Origin of the sequence: Streptomyces griseorubiginosus (assembly GCF_036345115.1) — a bacterium.
GTDB classification, from domain to species: Bacteria; Actinomycetota; Actinomycetes; order Streptomycetales; family Streptomycetaceae; genus Streptomyces; species Streptomyces griseorubiginosus_C.
In genome coordinates, this window is record NZ_CP107766.1 from 1,977,850 (window position 1) to 1,994,801 (window position 16,952).

The window sequence follows — 16,952 nt, forward strand, 5'->3', positions numbered from 1 at the left end:
TCGCCGTGCTGACCGTGGCGGGGGTCCTGGGGGTTTGTCCTGATGGCCTACAGGTTTCCCTTTGCGCTTCTGTCACTCGGCAGGTGCAGGCGGGTGTTGAGGGAGTACCCCCTCGATTTCCGCTCGGGTATGTCCAAGAAGAGTGAGAGCCGGACGAAGTACGGCACGGTCTTCACGGTGCGGGTCAAGGCTGACGAGCGCGGAAGGTCGCCGCTCATGCGGGCTGTGGACGTCCTGGAGCGGCACCGCTGGCCGGAGGGTGCTGAAGACGGCGTGTGGTTCGCGGGGGACCTGCCTTTCGGAGGAGTGGTCGTCGTACCCGGCAGCGACACGCTGCTGGTGGTGCGGCCTGAGGACTGGGACAAGTTCGCCGAGGAACGCCGGCAGGCCGGACCCGACCGAATCGACCGGGCTGGACGAACCCGTCTCGCCAAGCGGGTGAGGTAGTAGGGCGCCGGGGTCGGCGGCCCGGCGTGATTTCTGGGCCCTCGACCTTACGCGCCGCCCGCCGGGGGCTACCGCTTGGTGCCGAGTGTGCGCAGTGTGGTGAGTATCAGGGCCCTCGTGACGGTGACGATCTCGCTCACGCGGACCTGTTCCTGGGGGCCGTGGGCGTGGCGGACGTCGCCGGGGCCGTACTGCAGGGTGGGGATGCCCGCTGCGGAGTACAGGCGCAGGTCGCTGCCGTAGGGGGCGCCTCGCTCGGCTGGGCGTGGGCCGCCCGTGACGGTGGCGTGTGCGTCGGCTACCCGGGTCGCGAGCGGGTGGCCGGCCGGGAGGCGTCCGCTGGCGAACTGTCCGCCGGGCCACGTCACCGTGGCGGGGTGGGAGCGCAGCCAGGGGTCGGCCGCGCAGGCTTCGGCCACGCACGCCTCCAGTTCGGCGCGTGCCCGCGCCGGGTCCTCGCCCAGCCGGACGCCCAGTCTTCCTTCGGCCACGAGCAGGTCGGGCACGCTGCTGGCCCAGTCTCCGGAGTGGACGGTGCCGACGGACAGCGGGTACGGGATGGGGTAGTCGGACATGAGCGGGTCGGCGTCGGCGTTGCGGCGGCTTTCCAGGCGGGCGAGCGCGCGGTGGATGGGCAGGTAGGCGTCGATCGCGCTCACTCCCACGTACCGGGTGCTGCCGTGCGTGGCCCGGCCGGGCACCTGGATGCGGAAGGTCAGGGCGCCGGCGTTCGCGGTCATGAGCGCGCCGCTGGTCGGCTCGGTGATGATGCAGGCGTCACCGGTGTGGCCGCGCTGGAGGGTGCCGAAGGCGCCGAGGCCGCCGTCCTCCTCGCTGACGACGAAGTGCGCGGACACCTGGCCGCGCAGCCTGGTGCCCGCCGCCCGTATCGCGGCCAGGGCGGCGAGTATCGCCACCACCCCCGCCTTCATGTCGCACGCCCCCCGTGCGTGCACCACGTCCCCGGTGACCCGGGGACGGAACGGGTCGCCCTCCCATCGCGACAGGTCCCCGTGCGGGACGACGTCGACGTGCCCCTGGAGGACCAGGGTCGGCCCGTCACCCTGCGGCCGCGTACCGCCCACCAGGCCCCACGCGTCCGTGCGCGGGGCCTCGCTGCCGGGGAAGTCCGGGTGGGCCCGTAGCTCGGGCAGGTCCATGGACCACAGGTCGACCTCGAGGTCCATCCGCTCCAGGTGCCGGGCCAGGACGTGCTGGAGTTCGGACTCCGCGGCGGTCCCCGTCACGCTCGGAACGGCGAGGAGCTCCAGCAGCAACCGGGCGATGGCCGCCTCGTCCACCGCGGCCAGTGCCGTGGCTTCCACACCGCTCAGGCTTGCTGTCATCCCACCCCTGCTCCCACGTGACATCAGGACAAGCCGGAGACTATGTTCGAGGAATCGGCGCAAGCAATCGCCATTTGCTGCTATCCCCTGTTGATTTCTTGCAATGTCAGCGGGCCCACGGCGGATTCTTGCGCCACGGCCACGGCCACCGCTACCACCACCACCGCCACCGCCACGGGCTCCGACGTCTGGAGTGAGGTCATGGACGCCATCGACGAAGCGATCATCCGCTGCGTGCTGCACGACGCACGTGCCACGTACGCCGAGATCGGCAAGGCGGCCGGACTGTCCGCGTCCGCCGCCAAACGGCGTCTCGACCGCCTGGTGGCCACCGGCGCGATCCGCGGTTTCACCGCCCTCGTCGACCCTCAGGCGCTGGCCTGGCACACCGAGGCCTTCGTCGAGGTCTACTGCACCGGCAACCCCACCCCCGCCGAACTGCGCCGAGCCCTGGAGAACATCCCCGAGGTCGTCGAGGCCTGCACCGTCTCCGGCGCCGCCGACGCCGTCGTCCACATGCTCGCCAGGGACATCACCCACCTCGAACAGGCCATCCAACGCGTGCGTGCCACCACTCCGGTCGAACGGACCGAGAGCGCCATCGTGCTGTCCCGGCTGTTGAACCGGCCCCGCGTGTGACCGCCCCGCCCGCTCAGGCCCGGCGGATCGGGGTGACCAGGGCTGCCGCCGCGACCAGTACGCAGCAGGCGCCCGCCGCCAGGCCCACCGGGGCCGTGCCCTGGTGTTCCGCCGCCCAGGTGAGGGTGGCCGCGCCGAGCGGGGCGGCCGCGTAGTGGAGGGTCCAGAACGCCGAGGTGACGCGGCCCAGGAGGGGTTCGGGGGTGATCTCCTGGCGCAGGGACATGGAGCAGGTGCCCGCCATGCCGCCGCCGGCGAGAAAGAGGGCGCTCAGGAGGGCGACGACGGGGATGTCGTCGGCGCGGGCGATGCCGGCGAAGGCGAGGCCGCACAGCGCGACGGAGCCGGTCCAGACCGCGCCGAAGCCCAACCAGCGGCGGAGCCGGGCCACCAGCAGCGCTCCCGTGATGGTGCCGAGGGCGCCCACGGCCAGGACGGTGCCGACCGTGCCGTCGTCGTGGCCGAGGTCGTGCTTGAGGTGGTAGATCACCAGGTCGTTGAGGCCGAGGGTGAGGAAGCTGAAAACGAACAGCAGCACGGTGAGCGAGCGCAGCACCGGCTGCCGGCGCAGGAAGGCCGCTCCGGTGCGCACATCCCGCCACAGCCCGGTGCGTTCGGACGGTACGGCGGGGCGGGGCCGGAAACGCACGAAGGCCGTGCAGAGCGCCGACACCCCGAAGCTGGCCGCGTCCACACCGACCGCGGTGGCGGGGCCCGTCCAGGCCGCCACGACGCCCGCGCACACCGGGCCCAGCACTCCGGCCGCGGCGGCGGTGGCGTTCAACCGACCGTTGGCCTCGGTGAGTTGACCGGTGCCGACGAGGCTCCGGACGACCGTGACGTACCCGACGGCGAACAGCATCCCGACGGCCTCGCACACCGGCAGGACCGCGTAGAGCAGCCACACCTTCGGCCCGAGGAGCCACACCACCGGGATCACCCCGTACAGCACCATCCGCACGAGGTCGCAGCCGATGAGCAGCCGTCGCCGGTCGACCCGGTCCACCACGACCCCCGCGAACACGGCCGCTGCGACAGAGGCCGCACCGCCCACCGCCGTCAGCAACCCCATGCGGGCGACGGACCCGGTCGCCTCAAGGACCAGCAGGGGCAGGGCGATCAGGGCGAAGGAGTCACCGAGGACGGAGAGGGTCTGGGCGGCCCAGAAGACGGCGAAGTCGCGCTGCCGCCAAAGGGGCCGCGTCCCCGGAAGCGTACGGCTGTCCGGACCGTCGTCCCGCTGTGCTTCGTACGTCACGCCCCTCCCCCGGTCGTCCGCCGATCACCCTACGGTCGCGGGCAGACACCTCGCTGCGAATATTCAGGCCGCTCGGACGCCCTCAGAACCGGTGGCGGTGTCCTCGGCCAGTTCCGCCGCCGGCCCTTCCTCGGTGTCGGTCAGCCGGCGGATGCCCGGGATCGGCGAGGGCAGCAGCCACAGCACCGAGAGGACTCCGCCCACGGCGACCACGACCAGGGTCGTCCTGAGGCCGACGGTCGTGGCGAGTGCTCCTCCTGCGATCGCGCCGAGGGGGCGCACGCCGTAGTTGAGGGTGCTGTAGGCGCCCACGACCCGGCTGCGCAGGGCGTCCGGAGTGACCGCGGCCTGAAGGGAGTTGAGGGGCACGTCGAACCACATCACCCCGAGACCCACCAGGAACTGGGCCGCGCCCAGGAGCACGACACCGGCCCACGCCGGTCCGCCCGCGACCGCGGCCAGGGCGAAGGGCGCCGGGAACAGTACGGCTCCGACCGCGACGCACCGCCCCACCCCGACCCGGCGGGACAGCCACGGCGCGGTGAGCGCTCCGAGGAGGGACCCGGTCGCTCCGACGCCGAGCGTCAACCCGATGGCTCCCGGGGAGAGATGGAGCTCCCGGTCGGCGAAGAGCACGACCATGCCGGTGCCGGCGAGGAAGGTGAAGAAGTTGATGGTGGTCGTGCACGCCAGCCCCGCGCGCAGCACAGGGTGGCGCAGGACGAAGAGGAGACCCTCACGGGCGTCCCGCAGCAGCGCGGGCACGGCGGCCCCGGAACGGGCGGCGGGCGCGGGCTCGTCGACCCGGGCTCCTCCCAGCAGCAGGGCGGACACCAGGAAGGACAGCGCGTCGACTACGACGGCGACCGATGCGCCCAGTGCCTGCACCAGGCCGCCGCCGACCGCGGGCCCGGCCACGAAGGAAGCCGAACGGGCCGCGCTGAACCTGCTGTTGGCGTCGACGTACGACGAACGCGGCACGATCCGCGTGAACAGCGGCTGCCAGGCACACCCGGCCACCACCCCCGCGAGCCCGCCGAGCAGCACCACCGCGTACAGCTGTCCCAGCGTGACGCTCCCGCAGAGGTAGGTGACGGGCAGCGACAACAGCACGCCCGCCCGCAGGAGATCCATGACCACCAGCAGCCGGCGCTTCCGGGCCCGCCCGTCGACCCAGGCGCCCAGCACCACCGCGAGCAGGTTCGGCGTCCACGCGAGCGCGGTCAGCACGGCCACCTGACCGGCCGAGGCGTCCAGGACGGTGACGGCGACGAGCGGTACCGCCACCTCGGAGACCCGGTCGCCGAACTGCGACACGGCACTGCTGACCCAGTAGCGGACGAAACGCCCGTCCCGCCAGAGGGAGTTCACGCGTCGCCGGCTTCCGTCGCCTCGGGAAGCATGTACCGCAGCAGCCGTACTCCCCGGCTGTCCTCGGGCCGCTCATCCCGCATGACGTAGGGAGCGAGGACGGCCTCGACGGCGTCCTCGATGGCGGCGAGTTCCTCGGCGGTGACCACGACACGGGTGTTGGCGAGGCCGGAAAGCCGCCGCCAGGCCGGTTCGAGGGCGGGTTCGGTCTCGGTGGCCCAGCGTTCGGGCAGCTCGGCGGCCCGGGCGAACATCTCCCAGGACAGTGCCCGCGCGGCGGAGGTGCCGTCCTCGTCGTCGGGCACCTCGAACCGGAACCCCCGCGCCACCGCCTCCCACCGCCTCTCCCGCCGGTCCGTGCCGCCCTCGACCGCGTCCCGCACCAGCCCGAACCCCGCCAGGTGCCGCAGATGCCAGCTGGTCACGGAGGGCGTGGCACCCACGTGCGGCGACAACTGGGAGGCGGTGGCGGGCCCGTGGCGCTGGAGCCGCTCCAGGATCGCGAGCCGTACGGGGTGCGCGAGCGCCCGCATGGCCTTCGGGTCGGTGATCTCTATGTCGCCGAGACGGTTGCCGGAATCCATGACGTGAGAGTGTCCTCTCAGAAAGTATGAGAGTCAACTCTCATAAATAGCAGTGGGGTTGATGGCCGATCAGGGGGCCAGCGCCAGCCACCCAAGCGAAAATCACTAGCCTTGAGCCTAGGGACCCTAGGTAACCTGCTCCCATGAGTCCCCGTGCAGGTCTGACCCCCGACCGTCTCACCGAGGCCGCGGCCGAGCTCGCCGACGAGATCGGGTTCGAGAACGTCACCCTGGCGGCCCTGGCCAAACGCTTCGGGGTGAAGGATGCGAGTCTGTACTCGCACGTCAGGAGTCTTCAGGACCTGCGTACCCGGGTCGCCCTGCTCGCCGGCGGCGAGATGATCGACCGGATCGCGGTCGCGGTGGTGGGGCGGGCCGGGAAAGACGCTCTGGCCGCCTTCGCCGGTGCCTACCGGGAGTACGCCCTGGAGCGGCCCGGGCGGTACGCGGCCACCCAGATCCGTATCGACCAGTCGCTGATCGCGGACACCCCCGCCATGCGGCGCACCGCCGAGATCACCTACGGCATGCTCCGCGCGTACGGCCTCGCCGAACCCGATCTCACCGACGCCGTACGCCTGTTGCGCGCCACCTTCCACGGTTACTGCGCCCTGGAGTCCACCGGCGGCTTCGGCGCGCCCCGCGAGGTGGGGAGGTCCTGGGACAAGGCGGTCGACGCCCTGCACATCGCACTGGAGAACTGGCCCCAGGAGGAGAAGAACGATGACTGACCCGCACTACGACGTCACCGGCGACGGACCCGTCCTGCTGATCATCCCCGGTGGCGCGGGGCACCCGATGGGGCTCGACGCGATGACGGACGTGCTCTCCGCGCACTTCACCGTCGTCACCTACGACCCCCTCGGTCTGGCCCACGGCCGTCTCGGTGAACCCATCGCGGACCAGCGGGTCCAGGACTGGAGCGACGGTGCGCGGTGGGTGCTCGACGCGACGCTGCCGGAGGGCGAGTCGGCGTACGTCCTCGGTACCAGTGCCGGTGCCGTCGTCGCGCTGGACCTGCTCGCCCGGCACCCGGAGCGGCTGCGGCACGTCGTCGCGCACGAGCCGCCGTGTGTGGGGGTGTTGCCGGACGGGGCACGGCAGCAGGCCCGGTTCGCCGAGGTCTGTGACGTCTACCGCGCCAAGGGGCTTGTGGCGGCGGGCGCCCTGATGACCGCCGTACTGGAGGAGCGGGAGGCGGGCGAACTCCCCGAAGGTCAACCCCTGCCCCGGGAGGAGGAGTTGCTCAGCCCTATGGCGCTCTCCCTCGCGCATGTCCTGCGGCCCTTCACGTCGTACATCCCCGAGGCGGGGCCCTCAAAGGTACGCCTCACCGTCGGCGCGGGCACCGACTCCCGCGAGCAACTCCTGTATCGAACGGCCGGGTTCCTCGCCAAGGAGCGGCAGGCCGAGCTGGTCGAGTTCTCGGGCGGTCACCTCGGCATCCTCCAGCATCCGGTGGAGTTCGCCGGACGGCTCACGCGGACGCTGCTCGGGGACGGCCTGCGGTCATGAGAGGTCGCCGAGTGCGTCGGCGTAGTACGTGGACTCCTCGAGGTGCAGGGCGAGTTCGCGGAAGGTCCAGCCCTCGCCGGGGGAACGGTCCAGCTGGTCCTCCGTGAGCGCGTCCAGGCGGTTCGCCCAGATGCGGGCCAGCCGGGTGAGACGGCTGCGGGCCTCCTCCAGGTCCTCCTGGGTGAAGGGGGCGAGGTCGGCCTCGGTGGTCGTCGCGGACGCGTGCCAGTGGTCGGGCTGCGGGACCTCGCCCACCAGCCGTGCCTCCAACTCGGCGAGGTGGTCGACCAGATGGTCGGCGACGCGGCGGATCGCCTTGTGGGGGGTGTACGCGCGGTCGTCGACGTGGGCGGGTGTGCCGTCCCAGGTGGTCCAGGTCGCGGCCAGGGCGAGAACGTGCTCGACCATGCCGGTCACGGCCCGGGCGGGTGCCTCCGGTGGGTTCGTGGTCATGCCGGAACGGTAGGGGCGGATTGCTTCGGTGCGGGCCGAAGTGTGCGGGGAGGGGAAGCGAGCCGGGCGCCGGGGCAGAAGGGGCCGGCCGGAGGGATTGCTCTGCCGGGGGCGAAGGGGCGGTGGAAGGTTGCCGCCCGCCGGGAGGCGAGACCGGCGAAGGGCTGCCGCGCCGGGGACAAATGACCGACGGGGGGTTACCGCCCGCCGGGAGGCGAGACCGGCCCCGGGGGGGGGACCGACCGCCGGGCAAATGGCCGACGGGGGGTTACCGTCCGCCGCAGGCACATCACCGGCGAAAGGGTTGCCGCCCGCACGAGCGCACGGACCGGCCGAAAGACTGCCACCCGCCGGGGCCAAGACCGACGGCAACCTTCGCGGTGTCCACGGCGACCTGGTGACATGACTTCCGCAAGACGCACACCGCGCGACGGCGACGCCCCTGTGGGCACCAGCAGCGGCACCTCCGGTGAGGCCACGCTCGGCACCCCCGGCGAGGTCCCTTTCCGCGCCCCCGGCGAGATCCCCCTCGGCGCCCCCGGAGCGATCCCGCGCCACCGCCGAGTCCGCACGGCCCGCAAGCCGCTCATCGGTGGTCTCGTCGCCACGGCCGCGCTGGTCGGTGCCTGGTACGCCACCGCCGGTGCGGCCACCGCTCCCGCGCTCGCCCCCACCACCACGGCCGTGACCCTGTCCGCCAAGTTCCCCTACCTGTCCGCCGGTTACAACAACACGCGCGAGTGGACCCGGACGGCGACCGCGGTCGCGCCGAACGGCACCCTGCGGGTGGCCTGGCCCGCCTCGGACGGTGTGCACGTCACCCCGCTGACGTCGGCCGGAAAGCGTTCCGGCGCGGACACCGTCGTCAAGGGCGCCAAGGAGGTCGGCGGCCTGGTCGCGCACAACGACGGCTTCGCGCTGCTCACCCGGGTCGCCGACACCAACAAGTGGAAGGAGACGGCGGCCGCGATCGTCCGGTACACGGGTGCCAGGAGGACCTGGACGACCAAGCTCACCGGCGCCGCCTCGCACGACACCTCCCCCACCCTCGACGGCCAGCTCACCTGGAACGGCACGAAGTACGGCGCCTACTTCGTGGTGCACGGCGCGGGCGGCTTCGCGGACGGGCACTTCGGCGACAAGCTGACGTACGTCAGCGCCAAGGGCGGGAAGCTGGGCGGAGGTTGGGGCTGGGGGTGCAGCCACGACGAGGGGATCGCCCTGCACGCCGAGACCACCGGGAACTTCACCTCCCTCTGCTTCGACGACTGGCGTTCGGGCCTGTTCGTGTCGACGGGCATCGGCGCCCCTGACGTGGCCCCGGTCGTGCAGCGCGAGCAGTGCTGGGCGGGGTACTGCGGCGGCACGTTCCCCGGCCGCACCGGTGACCTGGTGAAGTCCGCCACCGGCCGCTACGCGACCGCGTTCGCGTCGCGGGGTGCCGCGTCCGCGAAGAAGAACCCGGACGACTCGAGCGGCCGCGGCTGGACGGTCAAGCCGAGTACCAGCACCCACCAGGTGGCCGTGGCCTTCCTGAAGAACCGCAACTCCGGCCCCGGCAAGGCGGTCTACCTCACCAACGCACCCGGCACCGAGCACATCAACGTGCACGTGGCGCCGTACGGCAAGGACCGCCTCCTCGTGTCCTGGGAGTCCCTGAAGAACCCCAAGTGCACGAGCGGCACCTGCACCGGCACCTTCACGGGCACCCACCTGCGTCTCATCGACTGGAACGGCAAGGTCCAGGGCGCGGACAAGGTGGTCCCGACGCGGATCACGGGTGACATAGCCGTCCAGAAGGACGGGACGCTGACCTGGGCCTACGTCCCGGTGGCGCCGACGTACACGAAGCCGCTGACGGGCGCGTCCCCGACCTCGACGAGCCTGCGGATCGCCCGCCTCAAGCCCTGAGGACATCCACTCCGGAACTGTCGAGGCGGACCCGCGTCTCGGGGCCCTCGGTCCACACCACCGCCAACTCGCCCTCCCCTACGACCCGTACGGTCACCGTCTCCGCCAACGGCACTGCGTCGGCGTCCGCGGTGAGGCGGGACAGCGCGGCGAACAGGGTGTTGCCGTCTCCCGTCTCGCCGCCGAGGTCGGTGTCCAGGCCCACGGCCGGGAGGAGTTCGGTCAGGAGTCCGTCTCGTGGGGTCCAGCCCGTCACCCGTACCGGGGTGCCGGGGGCGGCGCCGGTCACCAGGAAGGCGCGTACCTCGACGGCTCCCCGTGCGAGCACCACGCTGGAGACCCGGGCGCCGCCGGCCGTCGTGTGGCGGGAGGCCGCCCATCCCTCGCCGACGCCCAGGGGCTCGATCTCGGTGCGGCTCGGGTCGCCGTCCAGGATGAGGCTGTTGTCGTACGACGGTGAGGGTTCCGTCACCGTGGAGTAGGCGAGGCGGGTGTAGTACGGGTCGTAGCGGACGTCCTCGCTGCCGTGGTTGTGGAGGCGGACCACGCCGTCCGAACGGGTGGATTGCAGAAGCCAGTTGGGGGCGGCGATCGGGGTGAGCGCGTCGGAGCTCTCGGCCGGGCCGGGTTCCTCCACCGCCGTCCACACCTCGTGGTCGGCCGGGAGGAGCAGGCCGAGGAAGCCCTTGCTCGCCCAGTACGGGGACGCGGGGCCCGAATAGCCCTGCAGGACGGCCGGGTCGGGGCCGTGCCAGCCGAGGGAGAGCAGGCCGTTGGAGTCCACCGCGCCCCGGTCCAGGAAGTACTTCAGGGCGCCGGAGGCCAGTCGTCGCGTCTGGCCCGGGGGCAGCGGGGTGTGGCCCGTCAGGGCGCCCAGCCACAGGGGGGCCGTGGTCGCGAAGCGGTACGTCAGGGAGCGGCCCTGGTGCATCGGGGCGCCGTCGGCGCCGAACAGGCGGGCGTAGTCCTCGAGATGGCGGGAGAGGCGGCCGCCGTACAGGTCCAGCAGCCGGTCGTCCCGCGTGAGCCAGGCGTGCAGCACCGGGTAGAGGTGCATGGCCCAGCCGTTGTAGTAGTCGAACTTGCGGCCGTCGCCGTCGGTGTACCAGCCGTCGCCGACGTACCACTGCTCGATCCGCGTGAGACCCCGGTCGATCGCCTTGCGGCACGCCTCGGGCTCGTAGCCGACCGACTCCAGGAAGCCGGCGACGGTGACCGGGAACAACTCCCAGTTGCAGGGCCAGGCCTCGGCGGTCAGCGCGTCGCCGAGCCAGGCCGCGGCGCGCTGCCGTACGGCGTCGTCCAGCCGGTCCCACAGCAGCGGCTTGGTGATCCGCAGCGCGAAGGCGATCGACGCCGCCTCGACCAGCGGCTGGGTGCGGTCCTCGATGCGCGGCCACACCCCGCTGACACCGGCCGCGAGGCCCTCGGCGTACCGCTGGAGCGTGGTCTCGTCCGGGCGGAAGGCCGCCAGCAGGAGCGTACGGGCGTAGCCCTCCAGGCCGTCGGAGAGGCGGCCCGTCCAGCTCTGGCGGTCGCCGGGGAAGTGGTAGAGGGCGCGGTCCTCGGTGGCGTACGGCTCCACCGCCGCGAGCAGGGCGTCGGCGGCGGCCTCCCAGTGGGCGCGCGTGTAGCCGGTGTGCGGACTGAGGGTGCGGTCCTCGGGAGGCAGGTGCATCGGTTCTCTCTTCTTCGACTTGCAGACTCGCGACTTGCAGACTCGCGGCTCGCGGCTCGCGGCTCGCGGCTCGGCTTGCGGCTTGCGACTCGGCTTGCGGCCCGCGGCTCGCAACGCAGACCTGGGGCGCCCCGGTTCCGGTCGGGACGCCCCAGGCGTCTATCCCACCCTCACAGCCCCTTTGGGCACCAGTCCCTGCGCGAGCAGTTCGTCGCGGACCAGGCCCGCGTACACGGTGGCGCCGTGCACGGAGGTGTGGGTGTTGTCCCTTTTCTCGTTGTAGAGGTAGATCGCCTTGGAACCCTCCACGCCCAAGGACTCCACCAGCGTCTTCGTCTTCGCCGTCAGGTCGACCAGCGGGACGTCCTCGGCCGCGGCCACCGAGCGGATCACCGCGGGATGGTCCACGCCGAGGCCGTTGACCAGCAGGGCCGTCCCGTTGTTCAGTGTGCCGTCCGAGTTGAACCAGCGTCGCACGATGGGCGTCACGAGGACAGGGTTCCCGCCTTTCTCCCTCACACCCGCGACCAGTGTCTCCAGGTTCGCCCGGTACGTCGCCTCGTCCGTGGTCTTGTCGTTGTGGGCGAGCTGGATCAGGACGAGGTCGCCGCGGCGGATCAGCGGCTGGACCGTGGCCCACAGACGCGGCTCGGACAGATACGTCACCGTGCTCTCGCCGGAGTCGGCGTAGTTGGCCACGGACACGCCCTTGCGGAGGTACTGGGGCAGCTGCTGGCCCCAGCCGGAGTACGGGTCGCCGGGCTGGTCGCAGACCGTGGAGTCGCCGACGAGGAAGATCTGTCGGGCGTGCCGGGCGGGGGTGACGCGGATGTCGGCGAGAGCGGGGGCGGTGCCGCCGAGCGTCAGGTCGAGGCCGGGGGTGCCGTCGGGTCCCGTCGGCTCGCCCTCCGGCGTACGGACGTTCACGGTGAAGCTGCGGGCGGTCCGCTCGCCGGCGGCTACGGCGGTCTCCGGCAGCAGGGAACGCCGGGTCTCGCCGGTGATCGCCGTGTTCGACGCCGCGTCGCCGCCGAGGAGGACCTTCACGTCGTACGTTCCGGGCGGGACGTCGAAGTGGCAGGCGCTCCCCGTGCAGTTCTCGATACCGAGGGCACGTCCGGTGTGCGCCTGCGCCGGAGTGGCGGCGAGGCCTGCGGCCAGCGTGACCGCTGCCAGCACGGCGAGATTGAAACGTCTCATTCGTGGCTCCCATGATGGACGACAAGGCCTGGCGGCTGGACCGTACCCGCTCCCGCAAGCGCTTTCTAGACCCTGAACCGATTTCACAAGATTGCCAACCTCCAGCAAGCGAAAGCCCTTTCGCGAAATCGATTCAACTGTCACTCTGCGAGACACCCGCACCTCCCCCACATGTCTCGAAGGAGGCACCCCCACATGTCCGAGCCCACCGTGAACAGACCGGTCGGACGCCGTACCTTCGTCCTCGGCACCGCGGCCGCCGCCGGCACCGCCGCCCTCGCCGGGCCGCTCGCCCCGTCCGCGTCCGCCGCGGGCTTCGGCTACACCGACGACGGCTCGAACTGCGTCGTCGACACCGGAGCGAACCTCGTCTTCAAGGTCAGCAAGTCCAACGGCGACCTGACCTCCCTGGTCTACAAGGGCACCGAATACCAGGGCTACGGCGGCAAGAACTCGCACATCGAGTCCGGCCTCGGCGCCTCGACCGTCACGATCAAGCAGTCCGGCTCGACGATCCTGATCTCGGTCGCGTACGGCACGCTGCGGCACTACTACGCGGCCCGCAGCGGCGAGAACAACGTCTACCTGTGGACCAACCGGGCCGACACCTCGGTCGCCTCCACCCGCTTCATCCTGCGCGTCAAGGCGGGCCTGTTCCTCAACGACGAGCCCGATTCCTACACTTACGCGCCCACCACCATCGAGGCCTCGGACGTGTTCGCCAAGTCCGACGGCCAGACCCGCTCCAAGCACTACTCGAAGCTGCGGGTCATCGACTACAACTACATCGGCTGGAGCGCGAACGGCGTCGGCCTGTGGATCGTCCGCTCCAACCACGAGAAGGCGTCCGGCGGCCCCTTCTACCGCTCCCTGCTGCGCCACCAGAGCGCGGACGGCGGCGGCCTCTACGAGATCCTGCACTACGCCCAGAACCAGACCGAGGACGAGCGCTTCGGCCTCCAGGGCCCGTACGTCATCGCCCTCACGGACGGCGGCGCGCCCTCCTCGTCCCTCTTCCCGGGCACGCTCACCACCTCCTGGGCGGACTCGCTCGGCATCTCCGGTTACGTCGCCGCGGGCGGTCGCGGCAAGGTCGCGGGCGTCGGCATCACCGGGCGGAACACGGCGTACCCGTACACCGTCGGCCTCGCCAACTCGGCCGCGCAGTACTGGGGTTCGGCCCGCTCCTCGGACGGTTACTTCTCGATCGGCGGGGTCCTTCCGGGGACATACACCCTGACCGTCTACAAGAGCGAACTCGCCGTCTACACCACCTCGGTGACGGTCACCGCCGGCGGCACGACCACCCTGAACTCGATCGCCGTCCCGTCCTCGAACGACCCGAGCAACGCGAGCGCGATCTGGCGGATCAACGACTGGACGGGCACGCCGAGCGGGTTCAAGAACGCCGACCTGATGACGTACGCCCATCCGTCCGACGTCCGTGCCGCCGCCTGGACCGGCAACGTGGTGATCGGCAGCGGCACCGAGACCTCCGCCTTCCCCTGCTACCTGTGGAAGGACGTCAACAGCGGTCTGCTGGTGTACTTCAAGCTGACCGCCGCCCAGGCCGCCGCCGCGCACACCCTGCGGATCGGGGTGACGACGGCCTACGCCAACGGTCGGCCGCAGGTCGTCGTCAACGACACCTGGACCTCCGCCATCCCCTCCCCGCCCACCCAGCCGAGCACCCGGTCCCTGACCAACGGGTCCTACCGGGGCAACAACTACACGTTCACCTACAGCGTGCCGGCCAGTGCCTGGCGTACGGACACCAGCCAGTACAACACGCTGAAGATCAACATCGTGAGCGGTTCGGGGTCGACGGCCTATCTCAGCGCGGGCACGTCGATCGACGCGATCGACCTGCTCTCCTGATCCGACGTCAGGTCCCGCGCGTCCACTGCTGGTTGCTCGCTCCGTTGCACGTGTACGTGATGATCACGGCGGAGTTGGCGGTGGACGCGCCGTTCACGTCCAGGCACTCACCGCTGGCGCGGGCCTTGATGTTCACGTACGAGCCCGAGGTGACCACGGACCACTGCTGGGTGGTGGCACTCGACGAGCAGTTCTCCTGGGTCACGTCGGTGGCGTTCTCCTGGAGGCACAGTGAGCTGCCGCGGCCGACCAGCTGGTAGTAGCCGGTGCCGAGGTTCTTGAACCACCACTTCTGGTTGCCGCCGCCGTTGCACGTGTACTGGCTGATCGCGACGCCCTGCCACAGCGACTGGTTGGCCACGTCCGCGCACTTGCCGCTGTGCCGGGCGACGAGCGTGTTGTACGTGGCGCTGGTGCCGCCGATCGTCCCGGCGGCCGCGTCGATGGTGACCTCGGGGTACCAGGACATGGACATCGTGGTGGAGGTCGGGAAGGTGAGCGGCAGCCACACGTACCGGGAGTCGTTGACGGTGCCGCCGAAGGAGTTGCCCCAGCGGTCGCCCAGGTAGAGGTACGAGGTGCCCGAGGTCCCCTGCACCGGAAGGACGTACGCGGTCTGCGAGTTGTACGTCGTGGAGTCGCCGACGTTGGCCATCGAGGTCCAGGGCCCGGCGAGGGAGGTGGCCGTGGCGTACTGCTGCTGGTTGGCGCTCCAGCCGGTCGCGCCCGAGGTCAGCATGAAGTAGACGTTGCCGCGCTTGAACAGGGCCGGGGCCTCGCGGTGGCCGCCCGGCCAGGGGTTGGCGACCAGGGAGGCGATGCCGGTGTAGTCGGCGGTCAGCTTGTAGATGTGCAGGTCGTAGTTCTCGTTGGCGGCCGAGACCATGTAGCCGGTGCCGTCGGTGTCGACGAACGTCGTGATGTCACGGGACATGTTGTCGCCGAGCGGGCGGAAGCTGCCCTGGTAGGTGTAGTTGCCGTCGACCGTGGACGACACGGCGACGGCGGCGCGGGCCTCGCTGTAGTCGGTGCCGTTCTCCTTGTGCATCCACATCACGAACTTGCCGGTGGTCGCGTTGTAGACCACCTTGGGCCGCTCGATGTAGGCGGTGCCCAGCTCGGAGGCGGACGACTGGGTCAGGACGTGGTTCCGGAACTCCCAGTTCTTCAGGTCGGTGGAGCGGTAGGCGTCCACGTACCGGAAGGTGTTGTCGGCGTTGCGGTCCTCGCCGAACCAGTAGTAGTACGAGCCGACCTTGATGACCCCGCCGCCGTGCGCGTGCAGGGCGTTCCCCGAAGTGTCCGTGAACTGGACGCCGTTGGGGATCGTCAGCGGGGCGGCCTGGGCCGGTCCCGCGGTCATGAGGGCGCCGGCCAGGGCCAGACAGAGGGCGAGCAGTACGGCGTGAGCACGTCTCATGACGCAACCTCCGTGTCCGTGGCGGTGTCCGCCACCGGTATGCCGAAGTTCGGGGTGCCGTCCGCGTGCCAGCCGAGCTTCTGGACACGGGTGTGGCGGTTGGGGTCGTTCAGCGGGTCGCCGACGATCTCCTTGTACTGGCGGGCGTGGTAGACGAGGACGTCACTGCGGCCGTCCTCGGCGACGGTGAAGCAGTTGTGGCCGGGGCCGTACTGCCTGGTGGTGTCGTTGCTGGTGAACACGGGGGTCGGCGACTTGGACCAGCTCGCCGGCTTCATGAGGTCGGCGTCCGCGTCTGCCGTCAGCAGGCCCATGCAGTAGTGCCAGTCGGTGGCGCTGGCCGAGTAGGACATGAAGACGCGGCCGTGGCGGGCGATGACCGAGGGGCCTTCGTTGACCTTGTAGCCGACGCACTCCCAGTCGTACTCCGGGGTCGACAGCCTGATCTGAGGGCCCGTCAGGGTCCAGGGGTTCGCCATCCTCGACAGGAAGAGGCCGGTGTTGTTGTCCAGGCCGGGTTCGTGCTGGGCCCAGGCGAGGTAGCGGGTGCCACGGTGGGTGAAGGTGGTCGCGTCCAGGGAGAAGGTCTCCCAGGCGGTCCTGACCTGACCCTTCTCCTCCCAGGTCCCCTTGAAGGGATTGGGGTTGGCGTTCTCCAGGACCCAGATGCGGATGTCCCAGACGCTCTCGGCGGGCGCGGAGGCGAAGTAGATGTACCACTTGCCGCCGATGCGGTGGATCTCCGGTGCCCAGATGTGGGCGCCCATGACACCGGTGGGGTGCTTGGTCCAGATGACGGACTCGGCGGCTGTCGCGAGCCCGTTCAGCGTGCGTGAGCGGCGCAGGATGATGCGGTCGTACTCGGGGGCGGTGGCCGTGAAGTAGTAGAAGCCGTCGGAGTGGCGGTGGATGTACGGGTCCGCGCGGTTGCGGACGAGCGGGTTCACGAAGGGAGCGGCCTTCTGCGGGCGGGGAACGGCCTCGGCGGCTGTGGGGGTCGCGGCCAGGGCGCCCGCGGCCAGGGCACCCTTCAGCAGCAGTCGTCGGTCGGGGGCGTCGGGGGCGCGGCTCATACGGACTGCCTCTCGGGTGGGGGTGTCCTGAGAGCGATGTTCGGTATTGAGAACATCTGTTGTTTATTGCGAACAGCCGAAAGGTACGGCTGGGGAACGGGTAGGTCAACGGGTCGGACGCGACAAAAGAAGGCGCTTTCTGCACTGGGGATCCTGTGCCGCGATTTCTGTTATCGGTC

15 protein-coding genes are annotated in these 16,952 nt (G+C 70.8%); 6 read left to right on the top strand and 9 right to left on the bottom strand.

Features of this window, described 5'->3' with window-relative positions; genetic code table 11:
- Nucleotides 1-129 precede the first annotated feature (129 nt).
- Nucleotides 130-447: a hypothetical protein gene (locus tag OHN19_RS09015; RefSeq protein ID WP_330263671.1), complete on the top strand. Its 318-nt coding sequence runs from the start codon at nucleotides 130-132 to the stop codon at nucleotides 445-447.
- A 68-nt stretch (nucleotides 448-515) separates the two neighbouring features.
- On the opposite strand, the gene OHN19_RS09020 is transcribed toward OHN19_RS09015, so the two are convergent.
- A complete protein-coding gene (locus OHN19_RS09020; RefSeq protein WP_330263672.1) occupies nucleotides 516-1,793 on the bottom strand; it encodes an ArgE/DapE family deacylase in 1,278 nt (425 codons plus the stop codon).
- Nucleotides 1,794-1,994: 201 nt separating this feature from the next.
- On the opposite strand from OHN19_RS09020, the gene OHN19_RS09025 reads away from it, so the two are divergent.
- Nucleotides 1,995-2,432 (top strand): Lrp/AsnC family transcriptional regulator, encoded by a 438-nt coding sequence (locus OHN19_RS09025; protein WP_330263673.1) that lies wholly within the window; start codon nucleotides 1,995-1,997, stop codon nucleotides 2,430-2,432.
- Nucleotides 2,433-2,445: 13 nt separating this feature from the next.
- Here OHN19_RS09025 and OHN19_RS09030 read toward each other — a convergent pair whose 3' ends face one another.
- The 3 genes from OHN19_RS09030 to OHN19_RS09040 all read right to left on the bottom strand — a co-directional run bounded on the left by OHN19_RS09030 (nucleotide 2,446) and on the right by OHN19_RS09040 (nucleotide 5,645).
- Entirely contained in the window at nucleotides 2,446-3,690 is a 1,245-nt protein-coding gene (locus tag OHN19_RS09030) for an MFS transporter (RefSeq protein WP_330263674.1), read from the bottom strand.
- A gap of 63 nt (nucleotides 3,691-3,753) precedes the next feature.
- A complete protein-coding gene (locus tag OHN19_RS09035) occupies nucleotides 3,754-5,061 on the bottom strand; it encodes an MFS transporter (RefSeq protein ID WP_330263675.1) in 1,308 nt (435 codons plus the stop codon).
- Nucleotides 5,058-5,645, bottom strand: a complete 588-nt coding sequence (locus tag OHN19_RS09040) for an ArsR/SmtB family transcription factor (protein WP_330263676.1) — start codon at nucleotides 5,643-5,645, stop codon at nucleotides 5,058-5,060. Before OHN19_RS09040 ends, OHN19_RS09035 begins: the two co-directional genes overlap by 4 nt.
- Nucleotides 5,646-5,788: 143 nt before the next feature.
- Here OHN19_RS09040 and OHN19_RS09045 point away from each other — a divergent pair, with 143 nt between their 5' ends.
- Together OHN19_RS09045 and OHN19_RS09050 are read left to right on the top strand one after the other, a co-directional pair.
- The gene (locus OHN19_RS09045) at nucleotides 5,789-6,376 is read left to right on the top strand and encodes a TetR/AcrR family transcriptional regulator (protein ID WP_330263677.1); all 588 of its coding nucleotides are present in this window, start codon (nucleotides 5,789-5,791) and stop codon (nucleotides 6,374-6,376) included.
- Nucleotides 6,369-7,160, top strand: coding sequence for an alpha/beta hydrolase (locus OHN19_RS09050; RefSeq protein ID WP_330263678.1), 792 nt, complete (start codon nucleotides 6,369-6,371; stop codon nucleotides 7,158-7,160). The genes OHN19_RS09045 and OHN19_RS09050 overlap by 8 nt, the downstream gene beginning before the upstream one ends.
- Here the strand turns inward: OHN19_RS09050 and OHN19_RS09055 are convergent.
- A complete protein-coding gene (locus tag OHN19_RS09055) occupies nucleotides 7,155-7,613 on the bottom strand; it encodes a hypothetical protein (RefSeq protein ID WP_330263679.1) in 459 nt (152 codons plus the stop codon). The two genes, OHN19_RS09050 and OHN19_RS09055, sit on opposite strands and share 6 nt — an antisense overlap.
- A 402-nt stretch (nucleotides 7,614-8,015) precedes the next feature.
- Between OHN19_RS09055 and OHN19_RS09060 the strand changes: the two genes are divergently transcribed.
- The gene (locus tag OHN19_RS09060) at nucleotides 8,016-9,524 is read left to right on the top strand and encodes a hypothetical protein (RefSeq protein WP_330263680.1); all 1,509 of its coding nucleotides are present in this window, start codon (nucleotides 8,016-8,018) and stop codon (nucleotides 9,522-9,524) included.
- Here the strand turns inward: OHN19_RS09060 and OHN19_RS09065 are convergent.
- The gene (locus tag OHN19_RS09065; protein WP_330263681.1) at nucleotides 9,514-11,202 is read right to left on the bottom strand and encodes a DUF2264 domain-containing protein; all 1,689 of its coding nucleotides are present in this window, start codon (nucleotides 11,200-11,202) and stop codon (nucleotides 9,514-9,516) included. The two genes, OHN19_RS09060 and OHN19_RS09065, sit on opposite strands and share 11 nt — an antisense overlap.
- 159 nt (nucleotides 11,203-11,361) lie before the next feature.
- Nucleotides 11,362-12,402 (bottom strand): rhamnogalacturonan acetylesterase, encoded by a 1,041-nt coding sequence (locus OHN19_RS09070; protein WP_330263682.1) that lies wholly within the window; start codon nucleotides 12,400-12,402, stop codon nucleotides 11,362-11,364.
- 195 nt (nucleotides 12,403-12,597) lie between these two features.
- Here OHN19_RS09070 and OHN19_RS09075 point away from each other — a divergent pair, with 195 nt between their 5' ends.
- Nucleotides 12,598-14,280 carry a rhamnogalacturonan lyase B N-terminal domain-containing protein gene (locus OHN19_RS09075; RefSeq protein WP_330263683.1) on the top strand — a complete coding sequence of 561 codons (1,683 nt, stop codon included), beginning with the start codon at nucleotides 12,598-12,600 and terminating at the stop codon, nucleotides 14,278-14,280.
- A 7-nt stretch (nucleotides 14,281-14,287) separates the two neighbouring features.
- On the opposite strand, the gene OHN19_RS09080 is transcribed toward OHN19_RS09075, so the two are convergent.
- Nucleotides 14,288-15,700, bottom strand: coding sequence for an RICIN domain-containing protein (locus tag OHN19_RS09080; protein ID WP_330263684.1), 1,413 nt, complete (start codon nucleotides 15,698-15,700; stop codon nucleotides 14,288-14,290).
- The gene (locus OHN19_RS09085) at nucleotides 15,697-16,773 is read right to left on the bottom strand and encodes a glycoside hydrolase family 43 protein (protein ID WP_330263685.1); all 1,077 of its coding nucleotides are present in this window, start codon (nucleotides 16,771-16,773) and stop codon (nucleotides 15,697-15,699) included. Before OHN19_RS09085 ends, OHN19_RS09080 begins: the two co-directional genes overlap by 4 nt.
- Nucleotides 16,774-16,952: the final 179 nt, after the last annotated feature.

Bases quoted from the DNA above. Each gene is read 5' to 3' on its own strand.
- OHN19_RS09085 (WP_330263685.1), bottom strand. From the start codon at position 16,773: ATGAGCCGCGCCCCCGACGCCCCCGACCGACGACTGCTGCTGAAGGGT.
- OHN19_RS09060 (WP_330263680.1), top strand. From the start codon at position 8,016: ATGACTTCCGCAAGACGCACACCGCGCGACGGCGACGCCCCTGTGGGC.
- OHN19_RS09045 (WP_330263677.1), top strand. From the start codon at position 5,789: ATGAGTCCCCGTGCAGGTCTGACCCCCGACCGTCTCACCGAGGCCGCG.
- OHN19_RS09020 (WP_330263672.1), bottom strand. From the start codon at position 1,793: ATGACAGCAAGCCTGAGCGGTGTGGAAGCCACGGCACTGGCCGCGGTG.
- OHN19_RS09070 (WP_330263682.1), bottom strand. From the start codon at position 12,402: ATGAGACGTTTCAATCTCGCCGTGCTGGCAGCGGTCACGCTGGCCGCA.
- OHN19_RS09025 (WP_330263673.1), top strand. From the start codon at position 1,995: ATGGACGCCATCGACGAAGCGATCATCCGCTGCGTGCTGCACGACGCA.
- OHN19_RS09050 (WP_330263678.1), top strand. From the start codon at position 6,369: ATGACTGACCCGCACTACGACGTCACCGGCGACGGACCCGTCCTGCTG.
- OHN19_RS09080 (WP_330263684.1), bottom strand. From the start codon at position 15,700: ATGAGACGTGCTCACGCCGTACTGCTCGCCCTCTGTCTGGCCCTGGCC.
- OHN19_RS09075 (WP_330263683.1), top strand. From the start codon at position 12,598: ATGTCCGAGCCCACCGTGAACAGACCGGTCGGACGCCGTACCTTCGTC.
- OHN19_RS09040 (WP_330263676.1), bottom strand. From the start codon at position 5,645: ATGGATTCCGGCAACCGTCTCGGCGACATAGAGATCACCGACCCGAAG.
- OHN19_RS09015 (WP_330263671.1), top strand. From the start codon at position 130: ATGTCCAAGAAGAGTGAGAGCCGGACGAAGTACGGCACGGTCTTCACG.
- OHN19_RS09055 (WP_330263679.1), bottom strand. From the start codon at position 7,613: ATGACCACGAACCCACCGGAGGCACCCGCCCGGGCCGTGACCGGCATG.
- OHN19_RS09065 (WP_330263681.1), bottom strand. From the start codon at position 11,202: ATGCACCTGCCTCCCGAGGACCGCACCCTCAGTCCGCACACCGGCTAC.